Here is an 18,814-nt window from a genome sequence, read left to right on the forward strand (position 1 = left end):
GCAGCACACGCTGCCCGCCCGCCCTTAGACGTCCCGCCCGTCAGCCGTCGAAGCCGTCAATGCCGTCAGCCGTCGGCGCCGGACGCGGGGCCGGGCAGGAAGTCCGGTACCCGGGTGCCCAGTCCGAGGGGTTCGGCCCGGCGGCGGACGAGGTCGGCGAGGGCGAGGTCGAGGGTGCCCAGGCCGAACGGGGAGAAGACCGTCACGCGGTCCTCGGCGCGCCGGTACGGCTCCTCGGCGCCCAGCACCGAGCCGATCGAGGCGGCGATGAAGTCCCGGTTGCCGGAGTGCTGTTCGGCCAGGTGCAGGGAGGTCGACTCGCGGCACACGTGGTCGGCGTCGTCGACCACGTTGACGGCGGCCAGGATGCTCTCCGGGGTGAGGTCGCGCAGCGACACGTGCAGGACCAGCGTGCCGGGCCGGCAGGCGTCGGTGCTCAGGTGCGGGGTGGCGGCGGTGGTCGCCAGGGTGACCAGCCGGTGGGCGGCGAGCGCGTCCTCGGCGCTCGCGGCGACCTCGGTCTTCAGGCCGGGCCAACGGGCCTCGCAACGGGCGGCGAAGGCCTCCGCCCGGGAGCGGTCGAGGTCGAACACGGTGACGGTGGCGAGGTCCGGCAGCACGGCCCGGAGGTAGGCCAGGATCTCGAACCCGATCACCCCGCAGCCGATCAGCGAGACGCCGGTCTCGGGGACGGACGAGGCCAGCACCGCCGCGGCCAGGGCGGCGCTCGCCGCCGTGCGCCGCGAGGAGATCACCGAGCCCTCCAGCAGGGCCTCCGGCCGCCCGGTGGCCATGGAGTTGAGGATCACCGCGGCGGAGGCGCGCTCCAGGCCGGCCGCGGTGTTGCCGGGGAAGGAGGCGATCCACTTGATCCCCGCCACCGGTTCGTCCTCGCCGAGGTAGCCGGGCAGTCCGATGATCCGGTTGCGCGGGTCGTCGGGAAATCGGAGGAAGACCGAGTGCGGCAGGGCCGTCCGCCCCTGGTCGTGCAGCAGGTACGCGCGGCGCACCGCCGCGACCACCTCGGTCTCGGCGCCGTCGAGGACTTGGCGGACGTCCCCGGTTCCCAGGATCAGCATGGTGCCACCTTCATCGCGAACTCCTTCTCCTTCCACAGGTGGGACACGTCGCCGAAGTGGCGGGCGGCCCATTCGTCGTTGTAGATCGTGTCGAGGTACCGCTCGCCGCGGTCGGGCAGGACGACCGCGCAGCGCGCGCCCGCCGGGATGCGGTCGGCCATCTGGTCGAGCGCCGCCACCAGCGCGCCGGAGGAGCCGCCCGCGAGGATGGCCTCCCGGGCGGCGAGCCGGCGGCAGCCGACCACGCAGTCGAGGTCCGTCACGTGGACGACCTCGTCGGCGAGCCCGTCGCGGTAGAGGGCCGGCCGTACGGCCGCGCCGTGGCCCGGGATCAGCCGGGACGTCGGGACACCGCCGAAGATGGCGCTCCCCCTGGCGTCCACCGCCACCACGGTCACCGGCAGCCCCAGGTCCCGGACGTACTCCGCGCAGCCGCGCAGCGTGCCGCACGAACTCGTCGCGCAGAACAGGTAGTCGATCCCGCCGGGCACCGCGTCCAGGATCTCGCGCATCGTCCGGCGGTGCGCCTGCGGGTTCAGCGGGTTGGCGTACTGGTTGGGCCAGTACGCGCCGGGGATGCGGGCGGTCAGCTCGCTGATTCGGCGGATCCGGACGGGCAGGTACTCGCCGGTCTGCGGGTCGGTCTCGTGGACCACCTCGACCTCCGCGCCGAGCGCCCGCATCACGGCGATGTTCTGCTTGTTGGTGCGCGGGTCCACCACGCAGATGAACCGGAGCCCGTAGTAGGCGCAGATCTGGGCGAGCCCGATGCCGAGGTTGCCGGAGCTCGATTCGACGACCACCGAGCGGCCGGGCACGAGGGTGCCGTCACGGATCAGCTCGCGGAGCATCTCCAGGGCCGAGCGGTCCTTCATGCTGCCACCGGGGTTGAAGGCCTCCAGCTTGGCGTAGGTGGTGAAGTGCCGTCCCGGGGCGAGCTTGGCGAGTTCGACCAGCGGGGTGCCGCCGATCGTGCCGAGAACGCCGGCCGGCCCGTCGTCAGGTACCGGCATGGTGGCCTCGCCCCGTCGGATCGGGGCACGGCCCGAGGATGGTGCGGAACACGCTAGTTCCTCCTGTCAGCACTGGATCGAGGGTTTGTGCGGCGGCCGCCACCCCTGCGGGCGGGCCGGCGGTGGCGGGGTCCGCGGCCGGGCCGGGGCCCGTTCACCGCGCCGACGGACCGGGCGCGGCGCGTACGGAGCGGGCGAGGGAGGCGGCGCCGGCGATCAGCACCATCCAGCCCGCCAGGGCCAGCGCGGCGGTCCGCGCACCGGCCGAGTCGAGCAGCAGGCCGCCGAGCAGGGAGCCGACCGGCAGCGCCCCGTTGGACATCGTGCTCATCGCCGCGAGCACCCGGCCGCGCAACCGGTCGGGGGTGATACTGAGTTGGTAACTGCCGAGCGCCACGTTCCACAGCGGGCCGACGAACCACATCGCCGCGTAGGCGACGGCGAGCGTGAGCGGGTCGCGGCTGAGGGCGATCACGGCCATCAGCACCGCCCAGGCCCAGTTCGCGCCGATCACCAGGGCGCTCAGCCCGACCCGGCGGGCGAACCACGGCGCGGCCAGCGAGCCGAGCACGCCGCCGGCGCCCGCGAAGCCGACCATCAGGCCCACCCCGGCCGAGGACGCGCCGACATCGGTGGCCAGCACGATGGCGACCAGGAACAGCGCCCGGAACATCAGGTTGCTGCCGGCCACCAGCAGCGTGGTGGTGCGCAGGAACGGATGCCCCCACAGCCACCGCAGGCCCTCGCGGACCTGCTCGCCCATGCTGCCGGTACGGGCGGACCGCTCGGCCTCGAACTCCTTGCGGATGAACAGCAGCGTGGTCAGCGAGACCAGGTAGCTGACCGCGTCGGCCAGGAAGGGCACGGCCCGGCCCAGACCGAACAGGACGCCGCCGAGCGGTGTCCCGAGCATCACGGCGGCCCGCCCCCGCGCCTCGTTGCGGGACAGCGCCAGCGGGAGCTGGCCCGGCGCCACCACGTTCGGGACGGCCGCGTGCGCGGCGAGCCCGTGGAACACCGTGAGCGCGCCCTCGGCGAAGCCCACGGCGAGCACCAGCGGCAGGCCGAGGACGTCGAAGGCCGCCGCGAGGGCGATGGCCGCCGCGCCGAGGGCGCGCAGCGCGTCGCACCAGATCATCAGCCGCCGGCGCGGCCAGCGGTCCACCAGGGCGCCGGCCGGCAGCGGGAGGAGCAGGGCGGGGAGGAGCGCCACGAACCCGGCGAGTCCGGCGGCGAACGGCGAGCCGGTGAGGGCCAGGACCAGCAGCGGGTAGGCGATGGTGGTCGCCGTCGAGCCGAGCAGGGAGACCGCCGAGCCGCCCCACAGCAGCAGGAAGTCGCGGTTGCGGTGCAGCGGCACCACCGGGTCGGCGGTGGCCGCGTCCGGCGCGTCCGGCGGCCGCTCGGCCACCGGCGCCCTCGTGTCGGGGTTCGTCATCTTCACACTCCTCGTCCGGCCCCGGCCCGGCCGCTAGCCGCGCCCCGCCCGCTCCATCTGCCGGCGCAGACTGAGCGGTCGCATGTCGGTCCAGACGGTGCCGATGTGGGCCAGGCACTCGGCCCGGGTGCCCTCGGTGCCCTCGGCGTACCAGCCGAGCGGCAGGTCTCGGTCGGCGAGCCAGACGGAGTACTGCTCCTCGTCGTTGAGGACGACGCGGTACGTACGGTCGTCGGTGTCTTCCTCGGCCACGGCGGGCCCTCCTTCGGGTCGACTGCCGCGTCACGAACGTCACGTGACGGTGGCGGCGCCAGCGATCCTGCCCTGCCGGGCCCCTCCGGCTGCAGAGAAGGAGGCGCAGTCACCGCGACGCGGACGCTGCCGACGTGACTGCCGGTTGTTCTCTCGAAACCGCACCGGCCCGGCGGCGACGCTGGGGCGCATGACTGCGAACCCCTCCATCCGGACCGCGCCGGCGGACCGCGCCCGGGAGCGCGGCGCACGTTCCGCCCTCCCTCTGACGCTGCCGGCCGAGTCCCCCGGTACGCCCCTGGCCGAGTACCTGTCGGCCGCCCGACCGCTCGTCCGCGGCCGGCTGCTCGAACACGGCGCGGTGCTGCTGCGTGGGTTCGACGTCGGCGGTGTGGACGGCTTCGAGGCGGCGGTCCGGGCCGTGTCCGGCGCGCCGCTGCCCTACGCGGAGCGGTCCTCGCCGCGCAGCACCATCAAGGGGCAGGTGTACACCTCGACCGACTACCCGCCGAACGAGGAGATCTTCCTCCACAACGAGAACTCCTACCAGGCCGACTGGCCGTTGACGCTGTTCTTCCACTGCGTGCAGCCGCCCGAGACCCTGGGCGCCACGCCGCTCGCCGACACCCGGCGGGTGTACGAGGCGATCGACCCGTCCGTCCGGGAGGAGTTCGCCGCCCGGGGCTGGATGGTGGTGCGCAACTTCTCCGACGGGTTCGGCGTGCCGTGGCAGCAGGCCTTCAACACCGCCGACCGCGGCGAGGTCGAGGCGTACTGCGCCCGCAACGGTGTCGAGACGGAGTGGACGGCGGACGGCCTGCGGACCCGCGCGCGCCGCCGGGCCGTGCACCGCCACCCGGTGACCGGGGAGACGGTCTGGTTCAACCACCTCGCCTTCTTCCACGTGACCACGCTGGCGGAGGAGGTGTGCGGCGCGCTGCGGGAGATGTACGACGACGCGCAGCTGCCCACCAACACCTACTACGGCGACGGCCGGCCGATCCCGGACGAGGTCGTCGCGCACCTGCGCGCCTGCTACCGCGCCGAGCAGCGGCGCTTCGACTGGCAGCGGGACGACGTGCTGCTGGTGGACAACATGCTGTCGGCGCACGCCCGCGAGCCGTTCACCGGGCCGCGCCGGATCGCCGTGGCGATGGCCGAGGCCTACTCGGCGGCGGTGCGGCCGGACGCACCCCTGCAGACCGTCCCACCCGTACGGACCGCATCCGTGCGGACCGACTCGCCCGTCCAGACCGACTCGCTCGTGGAGGCGACCGATGCCCACCGGTGACAGCGGCCACCCGCTCTCGTTCGCCCAGGAACAGCTGTGGTTCCTGGACCAGTTGCGCTCCGGCGCCTCCACCGAGTACCTGATGTGCGAGGCGTTCCGGATCCGCGGGCCGCTCGACCCCCGGGTGCTGGAGGCGGCGTTCACCGAGATCTCGGCGCGGCACGAGGTGCTGCGCACCCGCTACGGCGCCGACGGCGGCGCCGGGGCACAGTTCGTGGACGAGCCCGGTCCCGTCCGGCTCGCCCGGGTGGACCTGACCGGCACCGCGCCGGCGGAGGCCGGACAGCGGCTGCGCGAGCTGCACGCGGCCGAGCTGCGCACGCCGATCGACCTGCGGAGCCGGGCGCCCTGGCGGCTGACCCTGGCGCGGCTGGCCGAGGAGGAGGCCGTCCTGCTGGTGACGGTCCATCACATCGCCTTCGACGGCTGGTCCTGGGGCATCCTCGCCCGGGAGCTGTACGAGCTCTGCACCGCCTTCGCGGCCGGCGAGCCGTCACCGCTGGAGCCGGTCGAGGTGCAGTACGCGGACTTCGCGCAGTGGCAGCGCGACACCTGGGCCGCCGATCCCGGGCGGGCCGAGCGGCGGCGCGGCTTCTGGCGGGAGCGGCTGGCGGGCCTGGAGCCGCTGGAGCTGCCCACCGACCGCCGGCGCCCGGCCCAGTGGGACCCGGCCGGCGACAGCGTCCCGTTCACCGTGCCGGCGGCCCTGGCGCGGCAGCTCGCCGCGCTCGGCCGCGACGCCGGTGCGACGCCCTTCATGGTGCACCTGGCGGCGTTCCAACTGCTGCTCGCCCGCTGGTCCGGCCAGGCCGACGTGGCGGTCGGGGTGTCGGTCTCGGACCGGGGCGAGGTCGAACTGGAGCCGCTGGTCGGCATGTTCCTCAACACCCTGGTGCTGCGGACCGACCTGTCCGGCCGGGGCTCGTTCCTCGACCTGCTGGCGGTGGTCCGGGCGACCACCCTGGACGCCTACGAGCACCAGGACGTGCCGTTCGGCTGGGTGGTGGCCGACCTCGCACCCGAGCGGGACCTCTCCCGCAACCCGGTGTTCCAGGTCGGCTTCGCGCTCCACAACGCCGAGCGCCGCCCGCTGCGGCTGCCCGGGCTCGACGTCGCGAAGGTCGAGTCGGCCACCGAGCACTCCGCCTTCGACCTGTCGCTGCACCTGTCCGAGCTGCCCGACGGCTCGTTGGCGGCCCGGCTCATCTACCCGACCGCACTGTTCGACCGCGCGCGGATCGAGCGGATGACGGCGAGCCTGCTGCGGCTGCTGGCGAGCATCGCGGAGCAGCCGGGCACCGCCGCGCACGCGCTGGAGACCGTCCCCGAGGCGGAGCTGGCGGCCTTCGAGCAGGGCAACCGCACCGAGCTGGCCCGCCCGCGGCAGTCGCTCGCCGAACTGTTCTTCGCCCAGGCCCTGGCCACCCCGGACGCGGTGGCCGTGGTGTCCGGCGCGCGGGAGACCGACTACTCCGAACTCGCCGGCCGGGTGCGCCGGCTCGCCGGGCAGCTGCGCTCGCGGGGCGTCGGCCCGGAGACCGCGGTGGGCGTCGCGCTGCACCGCGGCACCGACCTGGTCGCCACCGTCCTCGCGGTGCTCACCGCGGGCGGCGTGTACGTGCCGCTGGCCCCGGAGCACCCGGCGGAGCGGCTGGCCCATCTGGTCGCCGATGCCGCGGTGGGCCTGCTGGTCACCGAGGAGGCGCTGCTCGGGCAGCTGCCGGCCCACCCGAACACCCTCGTGCTGGACGCGGCCCGGCCGCCGGCCGGCGACGGGGAGGCGCCGGCCCTCGAACCGGCCGGCGCCGCCGACGCGCAGGCCGCGTACGTGATGTACACCTCCGGCTCCACGGGCCGGCCCAAGGGCGTCGTCGTCCCCGAGGCCGCGATCCGCAACCGGGTGCTCTGGTCGGTGGAGCGCTTCGGCCTGGGCCCCGGCGACCGGGTGCTGCAGAAGACCACCATCGGATTCGACGCCGCCCTGTGGGAGTTCCTCTCGCCGCTGGTGTGCGGCGCGGCGGTGGTGACCGGCCCGCCGGACGCCCACCGCGACCCGGTGGTGATGCTCCGCGCCGTGGCGGAGCACCGGGTGACCGTGCTCCAGGGCGTGCCCTCGATGCTGCGCCTGCTGCTGGACGAGCCCTCCCTGGCCGACTGCGGCTCGCTGCGCCTGGTCTGCTCGGCGGGCGAGCCGCTGCCCGTCGAGCTGTCGGCCCGGCTGCGCGGCGCGCTCGGCGCCGAGGTGGTCAACACCTACGGCCCCACCGAGTGCGCCGTGGACTCCACCGCCTGGCCGTTCGACCCGGACGAGCCGGGCGACGTGGTGCCGATCGGCCTGCCGCTGCCCAACGTCCGCACCTACGTGGTGGACGCCGAGGACCGGCAGGTGCCGGTCGGGGTGACCGGCGAGCTGTGCGTCGGCGGCACCGGACTCGCCCGCGGGTACGCGGGCCGGGGCGACCTCACCGCCGACCGCTTCGTCCCCGACCCGTACGGGGCCGTGCCCGGCGCGCGCCAGTACCGCACGGGGGACCTGGTGCGGCGGCGCGCGGACGGCGCGCTGGAGTACGTCGGGCGGGTCGACGACCAGGTCAAGATCGGCGGGGTGCGGATCGAGCCCGGCGAGATCGAGGTCCTGCTCGCGGCCCACCCGTCGGTGGCCGCCGCCGTGGTGGCCGTCCAGCGGTCCGAGGGCGGTGACGCGCGGCTGACCGCGTACACGGTGCCCGTCGCGGGCGGGCGCACCGACCCGGAGGAGCTGCGCGCCCACCTGGCCGCCGCACTGCCGGAGGCCATGCTGCCGTCGGCCTTCGTCGGGCTCGCCGAACTGCCGCTCACGCCCAACGGCAAGGTGGACCGCCGCCGGCTGCCCGCCGCCGAGGCCGCCGAGCCCGCCGAGGCGGCCTGGCAGGCCCCGCGCACCGACACCGAGCGGACCGTCGCCGAGCTGATGGCCGAGGTCCTCGGGGTGGAGCGGGTCGGCGCCGAGGGCGACTTCTTCCTGCTCGGCGGCTACTCGCTGCTCGCGATCAAGCTCGTGCTGCGGCTGCGGCGCGCGTTCGGCATCGACCTGACCGTCGGCGAGCTGTTCCACGCCCGGACGGTCGCCGCGCTGGCGGCCCGGGTCGACGAGGCCGGCGCCGAAGCCGGGGCCGGCACCGGCCCGGACACCGACCCCGACGCCGTCCGCCCGGCCGGCCGGGACCGCCCGCTGCCGCTCTCGTTCGGCCAGCAGCGGATGTGGTTCCTCGACCAACTGGAGCCGGGGAACCACGAGTACGTCGTCCCGCTGGCGCTGCGGCTGACCGGCCCGCTGGACGTCGCGGCGCTGCGCCACGCGCTGGACGCGCTGTCCGAGCGGCACGAGGTGCTGCGGACCAGGTACCGCTCCGAGGGCGGCGACCCCGTCCAGATCGTCGACCCCGCCGGGCCGGTGGACTTCACCCTGACCGACCTGACGGGCGGGCCCGACGCCGGGGCCCGGGCGCGCGGCCTGGTCGACGAGCTGGCCCGCCGGCCGTTCGACCTGGCGGACGGGCACCCGCTGCGGGCGACCCTGATCCGTACCGCCCCGCAGGACCACCTGCTCGTCCTGACCCTGCACCACATCGCCTTCGACGCCTGGTCGACCAACGTCTACCTGCGCGACCTGGACCTCGCCTACCGGGCCCTCGCCGCGGGCGACCCGTCGCCGCACACCCCGCAGCCGGTGCACTACGCGGACTTCGCCGTGTGGCAGCGCGAGCAGCAGCAGGCCGGCCGACTGGACCACCAACTCGCCTACTGGCGCGACCGCCTGGGCGGCCTCACCCCCGTCGAGCTGCCGACCGACCGGGTCCGCTCGGCGGTCCGCGACGCCCGCGGCGGCAACGTCGTCGTCGAGGTGGCGCCGGAGACCGGCCGGGCACTCACCGAACTGGCGGGCCGGCACGGGGCGACCCCGTTCATGGTGATGCTCGCCGCCTTCCAGGTGCTGCTGCGGCGCTACACCGGCCGCGACGACCTCGCGGTGGGCACTCCGGTCGCCGGGCGGACCCGCCAGGAGACCGAGGACCTGGTCGGGTTCTTCACCAACAACCTGGTGATCCGCAGCGACCTCGGCGGCAACCCGGTCTTCACCGACCTGCTGGAGCAGGTCCGCGGCGCCGTGCTCGACGCCTTCGCCCACCAGGACGTGCCGTTCGAGCACCTGGTCGACGCGCTGCGGCCGCAGCGCGACCTCTCACGCAACCCGCTGTTCCAGGTCATGTTCGAGCACCAGCACCTGGCGGGCATACCGGACCGGCTCGGTGCGGTCGCCGTGGAGGCGGTCCGCGCCGGGCTGGAGATCGCCAAGTTCGACCTCACCGTGACCGTCAAGGAGCGCGGCGGCCGGATGTACTGCTGGTTCGAGTACGCGAGCGCGCTCTTCGACCGGGAGACCGTCGAACGACTGGCCGGCCACTACCTGACCCTGATCGGCAGCGTCGCGGCCGCCCCCGGCGCCCGGATCGGCGACCTGGCCGTGCTCACCGGGGACGAACGGCACCACGCCCTCACCACGTGGGCCGACCCGGGGGCCGCGCGGGCCGCCGTGCTCGACCCGGAGCAGGAGCACGGGCTGTCCGTGCCGGAGCTGTTCGCCCGGCAGGTCCGCCGGGCCCCGGACGCGATCGCCGTGGTCTTCGGCGACCAGCAGGTCAGCTACGCCGAACTCGACGCGCGGGCCGACCGGTTCGCCGCCCGCCTGCGCTCCCTCGGGGTCACCGCCGAGACGGTCGTCGGCTCCTGCCTGGAGCGCGGCGTCGAGGCGGTGGTGGTGCTGCTCGCCGTGCTCAGGGCCGGCGGCGTGTACGTGCCGTTCGACCCGCAGCACCCCGCCGAGCGGCTGGACCTCATGCTCGCCGACGCCGGCCCGGAACTCGTGGTCACCACCGGCGCGTTCGCCGGCCGGCTGACCGGTGCGCACCGGCTCGTACTGGCCGACGCCGAGGACGACGGGCCCGCGGCCGCCCCGGAGGCCGGGAGCCCCGCGCCCGCCGTGACCCGGCCGGGGAACCTCGCCTACGTCATCTACACCTCCGGCTCGACCGGCCGCCCCAAGGGCGTGATGATCGAGCACCGCTCCTACGCCCACCACTGCCGGGTGATCGCCGACGCGTACGGGATCGCCCCCGGCGAGCGGGTGGCGCTGCTGTCCGCACTCACCTTCGACGTGGCGATGGACCAGATCGCGGCGACCCTGGTGGCCGGCGCCACCGTCGTGGTCGCCGACCCGGTGTTCTGGACGCCGGCCGAACTGCCGGCCCGGCTCGCCGAGCACGGCGTCACCGTCCTGGAGATCACCCCGTCCTACTACCGGGCCGTCCTGGAGTCGCCCGACCTGCACCTGCTGCGCTCGCTGAAGCTGATGAACGTCGGCAGCGACGTGGTCACCGGCCTGGACGCGCGGCGCTGGGCGCAGACCGGCCTGCCCGCCCGCTTCCTGTGCAACTACGGGCCCACCGAGGCCACCGTCACCTGCCTGCTGCACCCCGTCCCCGAGGTGCCCGCGGAGGGGGACGCGGCCGGCACCCTGCCGCTCGGCCGGCCCGTGCCCGGCACCCGGGCCCACATCCTGGACGCAGACCTGCGGCCCGTGCCGGTGGGCGTGCCCGGTGAGCTGTACCTCGGCGGCGTCCGGCTGGCCCGCGGCTACCACCGGCGGCCGGACCTCACCGCCGAGCGGTTCGTCCCCGACCCCTTCGCCGCCGAGCCCGGCCGGCGCCTGTACCGGACGGGCGACCTGACCCGCCACCGGCCGGACGGCACCATCGAGTTCCTCGGCCGGATCGACCACCAGGTCAAGGTCCGCGGCCTGCGGATCGAACTCGGCGAGATCGAGGCGGCGCTCGCCCGCCACCCCGCCCTCCAGGAGGCGGTGGTCACCGCCCCGCAGACGGCGCCGGGGGAACGACGGCTCGCCGCCTACCTGGTGGCGCGGCCCGGCAGCCAGGTGCCCGACGTGGCGGAGCTGCGCGAGCACCTGCGCGCGCTGCTCCCCGAGTACATGATCCCGTCGGTCTGGGTGCCGCTCGACGCGCTCCCGCTGACGGCCAGCAAGAAGGTCGACCGCAAGGCCCTGCCGGACGCCTCGGCCGCCCTGGCCGGCGGCGCCCGCGAGCACCAGGCCCCGCGCGACCCCGCCGAGGAGGCCGTGGCCGCGATCTGGTCCGAGGTCCTGGGCGTGGAGCGGATCGGCGTCCAGGACGACTTCTTCGCCCTGGGCGGGCACTCGCTGCTGGCCACCCGGGTGCTGTCCCGGCTCCGCGAGACGTTCGCCGTCGAGCTGCCGCTGCGCCTGCTGTTCGAGGCCACCACCGTGGCCCGGCTCTCCGCGGCGGTGTCCGAGGCCGTGGAGGCCGACATCACCGCGCTCACCGACGACGAAGTGGCGGGCCTGCTCGCCGAGGAAGGCCTCCGATGACCGACACCAAGGACCGCGCGCGACTGCGGCAGGAGCTGCTCCGCCGGCGCCTCGCCGGCCGGGCCGCGGCCGCACCGGCGGAGGGCATCACCCGCGCGCCGCGCGGCGGCCCGCTCCCGCTCTCCTTCGCCCAGCGCCGCCTGTGGATCCTCGACGGGCTGCAGCCCGGCGGCACCGAGTACCTGATGACCGCGGCGCTGCGGCTGCGCGGCCCGCTCGACCGGGCCGCGCTGCGCACCGCGCTGGACGGGATCCTCCGGCGGCACGAGGTGCTGCGGACCCGCTACCCGGTGGTCGACGGCGAGCCCGTACAGGTCGTCGACGAGCCGGGCGGCGTCCCGCTCGACGAGGAGGACCTCGTCGGGCTCGACCGGGCCGCCGCCGAGGCCCGGATCGCCGCCCTCGCCACCGGCGCGCGCCGGCCGGTCGACCTGGCCGGCGGCCCGGTGTTCTCCGCGGTGCTGGCCCGGCTGGCGCCGGAGGAGCACGCCGTCCTGCTGACCGTCCACCACATCGCCTGCGACGGGGAGTCGGAGGACATCCTGCTCCGCGAACTCGCGGAGCGCTACGACGACGCCGTCGCCGGGCGGGCCACCCGCTCGCCGGAACCACCCGTGCAGTACGCCGACTTCGCGCTCTGGCAGCGCGAACGGCTCTCCGAGGCGGCGCTGCGCGGCCGGCTCGACCACTGGCGCGAGCGGCTGGCCGGGCTGGCGCCCCTGGACCTGCCCACCGACCGGCCCCGCCCCGCCGTACGCGACTCGGCCGGCGGCCTGGCGCCGCTGGCCGTCCCGGCCGGCACCGCGCGGCAGCTGACGGCGCTCGCCCGCGAGCACGGCGCCACCCCGTTCATGGCCCTGCTGGCCGCGCAGGCCGTCCTGCTCGGACGCTGGAGCGGGCAGCGCGACGTGGCCGTGGGCACCCCGGTGGCCGGGCGGGACCGGGCGCAGCTCCAGGGCCTGGTCGGCCTGTTCCTCAACACGCTGGTGCTGAGGGTCGACCTGTCCGGGGCGCCGTCGTTCGCCGACCTGCTGCGGCAGGTCCGGGAGAGCGCGCTCGACGCCTACGGCCACCAGGAGCTGCCCTTCGAGCGGCTGGTCGAGGAGCTGGCACCGGAGCGGGACCCGTCCCGCACGCCGCTGTTCTCCACCATGCTGCTGTGGCAGGACGCGGCCGCGTCGCCGATGCCCGCGGTGATGGGCGACCTGGCGGCGGAGCGGCTGCCGGTCGGCGAGAGCACCGCCAAGTTCGACCTGACCGTGGGTCTCGCCGAGCAGCCGGACGGCTCGTTGTCCGGCGGCGTCAACTACGCCTCGGCGCTGTTCGACCGGGAGACGGCCGAGCGGTTCGCCGCGCAGTTCGCCCGCCTGCTGGAGAGCGCGGTGGCCGCCCCGGACGCCCCGGTGGACGAGCTGGAGATCCTGCCCACGGCGGAGCGCGAGCGCCAGCTCCTCAGCTGGAACGCGACCGGCCGGCGCTACCCGGCCGGCACCCTCCCGCTGCTGTTCGAGGCCCAGACCGCCCGCACCCCGGACGCCGAGGCGGTGCGCTTCGAGGGCGTCGGCCTCAGCTACCGGGAGCTGGACGTCCGGGCCAACCTGCTCGCCCACCACCTCGGGACCCTCGGCGTCGGGCCGGAGTCCGTGGTCGGCGTCTGCCTGCACCGGGGCCCCGACCTCGTGGTGGCGCTGCTGGCGGTGCTGAAGGCCGGCGGCGCCTACCTGCCGCTCGACCCGGACTACCCGGCCGACCGGCTCGCCTTCATGCTGGAGGACTCCGGAGCCCGCGCCGTGGTCACCGAACCCCGCCTCGCCCACCTGGTGTCCGGCCGGGCGCCGCACCTGGTGGACGTCACGGCCGAACTCCCCGGCGGCTGGGCCCACGACCCGGTCGTCGCGGCGGCCCCGGAGCACCCGGCGTACCTGATCTACACCTCGGGCTCCACCGGCCGCCCCAAGGGCGTGCTGGTCGAGCACCGGGCGATCGTCAACCGGCTGCACTGGATGCAGGAGGCCTACGGGCTCGACCACACCGACCGGGTGCTGCAGAAGACCCCCTACAGCTTCGACGTGTCGGTGTGGGAGTTCTTCTGGCCGCTGATCACCGGCGCGACGCTGGTGCTCGCCCGCCCCGGCGGCCACCGCGACCCGGCCTACCTGGCCGCGCTGATCGGCGACGAGGCGGTCACCACCGTCCACTTCGTGCCGTCGATGCTGCGGGCCTTCCTCGCCGAGCCGCTGCCGGCGCTGCCCTCGCTGCGCCGCATGGTGTGCAGCGGCGAGGCGCTGCCCGCCGACCTGGTCGGCGCCGTGCACGAGCGGATCGGCTGCGAGCTGCACAACCTGTACGGGCCCACCGAGGCCGCGGTGGACGTCACCGCGACCCGGTGCGAGCCGGGCTTTCCCGTCACCATCGGCCGCCCGATCGCCAACACCCGCGCGTACATCCTGGACGCCTCCCTGCGGCCGCTGCCGATCGGCGTGCCGGGCGAACTCCTGCTCGGCGGCGTCCAGCTCGCCCGCGGCTACCTGAACCGCCCGCCGCTCACCGCCGACCGCTTCGTACCCGACCCCTTCGCCACCGAGCCCGGCGGGCGGCTCTACCGCACCGGCGACCTGGCCCGCTACCGCGCGGACGGCGCGATCGAGTACCTCGGCCGGCTCGACCACCAGGTGAAGATCCGCGGCCAGCGGGTCGAACTCGGCGAGATCGAGGCCGAGTTGGCGCAGGTTCCGGGGGTCGCGGCAGCGGCGGTCGCCGTGCACGACGAGCAGCTGGTGGGGTATCTGACGCCGGCCTCGGCCGACGTCGAGGCGGCCCGCGAGCACCTGCGCGGGCGGCTGCCGGAGCACATGCGGCCGGTGCACTGGACCCTGCTGGACGCGCTGCCCCTGACGCCCAGCGGCAAGACCGACCGCAAGGCGCTGCCCGCGCCGGACCGGACGCGCTCCGACCTGGTCGGCACCTTCGTCGCCCCGCGCACCGCGGTCGAGCGGACCCTCGCGGACGCCTTCGCCGCGGCGCTCGGCATCGACACGGTCGGTGTGCACGACGGCTTCTTCCAGCTCGGCGGCGACTCCATGCGCGCCATCCGGGCCGTCGGCGCGCTGCGCGGCCAGGGGCTGGCCCTCTCCGTCCAGGACGTCTTCGCCCGGCAGACCGTCGCCGAGCTGGCCCCGCTGGCCGAGGCCCGGCCGGCGGCCGAGCCGCAGGAGAGCGCCCTGGTGGGCCGGTTCGAGCTGCTGGCCCCGGGCGACCGGGAGCGGCTCCCGGCGGGGCTGGCCGACGCCTACCCGATGGGCCAGGTCCAGGTGGGCATGGTCTACGAGATGCTCGCCGACCCCGAGCGCAACACCTACCTGAACGTCAGCACCTTCCGGATCACGGACGACGGCCCGTTCTCCGCCGAGGCGTTCACCGGCGCCGTCCGCCTGCTGATCGAGCGGCACGAGATCCTGCGCACCTCCTTCCACCTCTCCGGGTACTCCGAACCGCTCCAGTTCGTGCACGCCGCGGACGGTCTGGAGGTGGAGACCGGCGTCACCGACCTGCGCGGCCTGCCCGCCGAGGAGCAGCGGGCACGCGTCCGCGGCTTCCGTGCCGAGGCCCAGCGCACCCCGTTCGACGTCGGCCGCGCCCCGCTGCTGCGCTACCACGCCCATCTGGTCGGCGACCGCGAGTGGCTGCTGACCCACGTCGAGTGCCACGCCATCCTGGACGGCTGGAGCCACCACTCGGTCATCGGCGAGCTGCAGGCCGCCTACCGCGAGCTGGCCGAGGGCGCCGGCACCCCGTCGGCGCAGCCGCCGCAGGTCCGCTACGCCGACTTCGTCCGGCTGGAGCAGCGCGCGCTGGCCTCGCCGGAGGACCGGGACTTCTGGCGCGGGCGGATCACCGGCCACGACCGGCTGCGGCTGCCCGCCGACTGCGCCCCCGCCGAGGCCGGCCTGCCGGCCCCCGAGGTGCGGCTGCCCTGGGCGGAGCTGGAGCCGCGGCTGCGCCGGCTCGCCGCCGACACCCAGACCTCGCTGAAGAGCGTCCTGTACACCGCGCACCTCAAGGTGCTCGGCCTGATCAGCGGTCAGCGCCGGTTCTTCGCCGGCGCGGTCACCAACGGCCGGCCCGAACTCGCGGGCGGCGACCGGGTGCGCGGCATGTACCTCAACACGGTGCCGTTCGCCGTCGACCTGCGGGCCCCGAGCTGGCGCGAACTGGTGCGGTCGGTGTTCGCCGAGGAGCTGGCCCTGTGGCCGCACCGGCGCTACCCGCTGCCCGCGATGCAGCGCGAGTGGGGCGGCGGCGAGCCGCTGGTCGAGGTGGTCTTCGCCTACCTGGACTTCCACGTGCTCGACGGGCAGCGGGCCGACATCGGCACGGTCGACGACCACAGCCCGAACGAGTTCACCTTCGACGTGTGGACCTTCCCCGGCGAGCTGCGGATGACCTGCCGGCCCGGCTGGGCCGGCCGGGAGCGGCTGGCGGCGATCGGTGCGGCGTTCCTGGACGTCCTCACCGCGATGGCCGAGGACGCCGACGCGGACCCGCAGAGCTTCCGGGCGCCCGCCCTGGAGCAGGTCGGCGGGGCCGCGCCGGCCACCCGGCCGCTGCCCGGACTCTGCGTGCCGGAGCTGCTCGCCGCCCGCGCCCGCCCCGACGCGGTCGCGCTGGAGGACGGCGGGCGGCAGCTGACCTACCGTGAGCTGGACGCCCGCTCCAACCAGCTGGCCCACCTGCTGCGCGGCCTCGGCGTCGGTCCGGAGCGGCCGGTCGCGCTCTGCCTGGACCGCAGCGTCGAGGCGGTGCTCGCCATGCTCGCCGTCCTCAAGGCCGGCGGGTACTACGTGCCCCTCGACCCCGCCTACCCGGACGCGCGGATCGGCTACGTCCTGGACGACGTCCGGGCCGGCGTGGTGCTGTGCCGCCCGCAGGACACCGCCCGGCTGGCGGGCTTCGCGGGCGTCCGCAGCGTCGCCCTGGACACCGGGACGGCCGTCCTCGACGGGCTGCCCGACACCCCCGTGGAGGCGGGGACGCACCCCGACAACCTGGCGTACGTCACCTACACCTCGGGCTCCACCGGCCGGCCCAAGGGCGTCCAGGTCACCCACCGGGCGATCGTCCGGCTGGTGCACGACGCGAACTACGCCGACCTCGACGCGGAGCAGGTGCTGCTGCTGCACGCGCCGCTGGCCTTCGACGCGTCCACGCTGGAGGTGTGGGGCGCGCTGGGCAACGGCGCCCGGCTCGCCGTCTGCCCGCCCGGGGCGAACACGGCCGACGAACTGGCCGAGGTGGTCCGCCGGCACGGCGTGACGCTGCTCTGGCTCACCGCCGGCCTGTTCCAGCACATGGTGGAGACCCGTCCGGAACTCCTCGCCGAGGTACGGCAGGTGCTCGCCGGCGGGGACGCGCTCTCGCCCTCGCACGTGCGCACCGCCCTGGCCCACGGGGTGGCGCTGACCAACGGCTACGGCCCGACCGAGTGCACCACCTTCAGCACCGCGCTGCGCGGGGTGACCGCCGCCGACGCCGACCGCGGCGTGCCGATCGGCACGCCGGTCACGGACACCCGGGTGCTGGTGGTCGACGGCGACCTCGACGCGGTGCCGTTCGGGGTGCCCGGCGAACTCCTGGTCGGCGGGCCCGGGCTGGCCCGCGGCTACCTCGGCCGCCCCGACCTGACCGCGGACCGCTTCGTGCCGGACCCGTCCGGGACCGTCCCCGGCGCGCGCCTCTACCGCACCGGGGACATCGTCCGCCGCGACCCCGACGGGACGCTGTCCTTCGTCGGCCGGCGGGACGGGCAGGTGAAGATCCGCGGCCACCGGGTCGAGCTCGCCGAGGTGGAGGCCGCACTCGGCGGCCTCCCGTCCGTCCGGGCGGCGGCCGCGGCCGTGCACCCCGGACCTGACGGCCACAAGCGGCTGGCCGGGTACGTCGTCCTGGAGCCCGGGCACGGCCCGCTGGACGTCGCGGCGCTGCGCGGGCAGCTCCGCCGGCGGGTGCCCGACTACCTGGTGCCCGGCGCCTGGGTGGAACTGCCCGCCCTGCCGCTCACCGCCAACGGGAAGATCGACCGGGCGGCGCTGCCCGCGCCCTCGGGGCCCGCCGCGACGACGGCCTTCACCGCCCCGCGCACGCCCGCCGAGCGGGCCGTCGCCGAGGTCTGGGCCGAGGTGCTCGGCGTGGAGCGGGTCGGGGTCGACGACGACTTCCACGTCCTCGGCGGGCACTCGCTGGCGATCCTGCGGATCACCGCCCTGCTGCGCGAGCGGCACGGCATCGAGCTGACCGTCCGCTCGTTCCTGGAGCACCAGACCGTGGCCGGGCTCGCCGCCGCCACCGAGGCCGGCCCGACGGAGGCCCGGTCGCTGGTCTGGCTGCGGCGCGAGGGCACCCGGCCGCCGCTGTTCTGCGTGCACCCCGGCGGCGGCAGCGCCCACTGGTACCGCCCGCTGGTGCCGTACCTCCACCCGGACCAGCCGGTCGCGGCCTTCGCCTGGCCCGGCCTGCAGGCCGAGCACGGCCCCGTCCCCTCGACGGAGCAGATGGCGGAGCGCTACCTGGCCGAGCTGCGGGCCGCCGCGCCGCACGGCCCGTACCGGCTGTTCGGCTGGTGCGGCGGCAGCGGCATCACGAGCGAGCTGGCGCACCGGCTCACCGCCGAGGGCGAGGAGGTCACCTTCGTCCTGCTCGACCCCGGGCTGGACAACCACGAGCAGCCCGGGCTGTGGCGGGAGTACGGCCTGATCGAGAACTGCGTGGCGAAGCTGACCGAGCTGGCGGACGCGCCCGCCGGGCAGGACACCTCGGAGCTCCGGGCACAGACCCTGGCGCTGCTCGAACACCTGGTGGACGACGTCGACCCCGAGGTCGGGATCGTGCTGCCGGAGCACGGCGCCGGCGAGGTCTGGCTGCCCTCGGCGAAGATGTGGCGGGAGGTCATGGAGATGTGCCTGACCTACCGGCACCGCCCGTACCCGGGGCGGCTGCACCTGATCGCCAGCGACGAACTGGCCGACGGCAAGCACGAGGTGGCCCTCGGGCAGCCGTTCACGGACTACCTGGCCCGCTGGCAGGAACTCACCGGGGACGTGGCGGTGCACCGGATCCCCGGTGACCACTTCGGTGTGATGAGGCCGCCGCACCTGGGCCGGCTGGCCGAGGCCCTCACCGCCGTCCTCGGCGGCGGGAGCGCGGAGACCACCGGCTGACGCCGACGGGAAGGTACGGCCGCGAGGGCGGGGGCGCGCGATGCGCCCCCGCCCTCGCGGCCGGTGGCCTGCCCCCCCCGGA

Annotated in this window: 7 protein-coding genes; 3 read left to right on the forward strand and 4 right to left on the reverse strand. The window is 75.5% G+C overall.

Going from position 1 to position 18,814, the window contains the following annotated elements; all coding sequences use genetic code 11:
• Positions 1 to 65 precede the first annotated feature (65 nt).
• The 4 genes from sbnB to ACFUK0_RS23875 all read right to left on the reverse strand — a co-directional run bounded on the left by sbnB (position 66) and on the right by ACFUK0_RS23875 (position 3,782).
• Complete coding sequence (sbnB, locus tag ACFUK0_RS23860) at positions 66 to 1,079, reverse strand: 2,3-diaminopropionate biosynthesis protein SbnB (protein ID WP_380253423.1); 1,014 nt, start codon at positions 1,077 to 1,079, stop codon at positions 66 to 68.
• On the reverse strand, positions 1,073 to 2,092 hold the full coding sequence (gene sbnA / locus ACFUK0_RS23865; RefSeq protein WP_380253425.1) for a 2,3-diaminopropionate biosynthesis protein SbnA: 1,020 nt from the start codon (positions 2,090 to 2,092) through the stop codon (positions 1,073 to 1,075). Before sbnA ends, sbnB begins: the two co-directional genes overlap by 7 nt.
• Positions 2,093 to 2,246: 154 nt before the next feature.
• Positions 2,247 to 3,530: an MFS transporter gene (locus ACFUK0_RS23870; protein ID WP_380253427.1), complete on the reverse strand. Its 1,284-nt coding sequence runs from the start codon at positions 3,528 to 3,530 to the stop codon at positions 2,247 to 2,249.
• Between the two features lie 33 nt (positions 3,531 to 3,563).
• Entirely contained in the window at positions 3,564 to 3,782 is a 219-nt protein-coding gene (locus tag ACFUK0_RS23875; RefSeq protein ID WP_380253429.1) for an MbtH family protein, read from the reverse strand.
• A gap of 190 nt (positions 3,783 to 3,972) precedes the next feature.
• On the opposite strand from ACFUK0_RS23875, the gene ACFUK0_RS23880 reads away from it, so the two are divergent.
• The 3 genes from ACFUK0_RS23880 to ACFUK0_RS23890 are packed head-to-tail and all read left to right on the forward strand — an operon-like array spanning position 3,973 to position 18,732.
• Positions 3,973 to 5,073, forward strand: a complete 1,101-nt coding sequence (locus ACFUK0_RS23880; RefSeq protein WP_380253431.1) for a TauD/TfdA family dioxygenase — start codon at positions 3,973 to 3,975, stop codon at positions 5,071 to 5,073.
• Positions 5,060 to 11,518 carry an amino acid adenylation domain-containing protein gene (locus ACFUK0_RS23885; protein ID WP_380253432.1) on the forward strand — a complete coding sequence of 2,153 codons (6,459 nt, stop codon included), beginning with the start codon at positions 5,060 to 5,062 and terminating at the stop codon, positions 11,516 to 11,518. Before ACFUK0_RS23880 ends, ACFUK0_RS23885 begins: the two co-directional genes overlap by 14 nt.
• A complete protein-coding gene (locus ACFUK0_RS23890; RefSeq protein WP_380253433.1) occupies positions 11,515 to 18,732 on the forward strand; it encodes an amino acid adenylation domain-containing protein in 7,218 nt (2,405 codons plus the stop codon). The genes ACFUK0_RS23885 and ACFUK0_RS23890 overlap by 4 nt, the downstream gene beginning before the upstream one ends.
• The last annotated feature ends 82 nt before the right edge of the window (positions 18,733 to 18,814 follow it).

The sequence above is a fragment of the Kitasatospora sp. NPDC057223 genome, assembly GCF_042669755.1.
Classification (GTDB): domain Bacteria; phylum Actinomycetota; class Actinomycetes; order Streptomycetales; family Streptomycetaceae; genus Kitasatospora.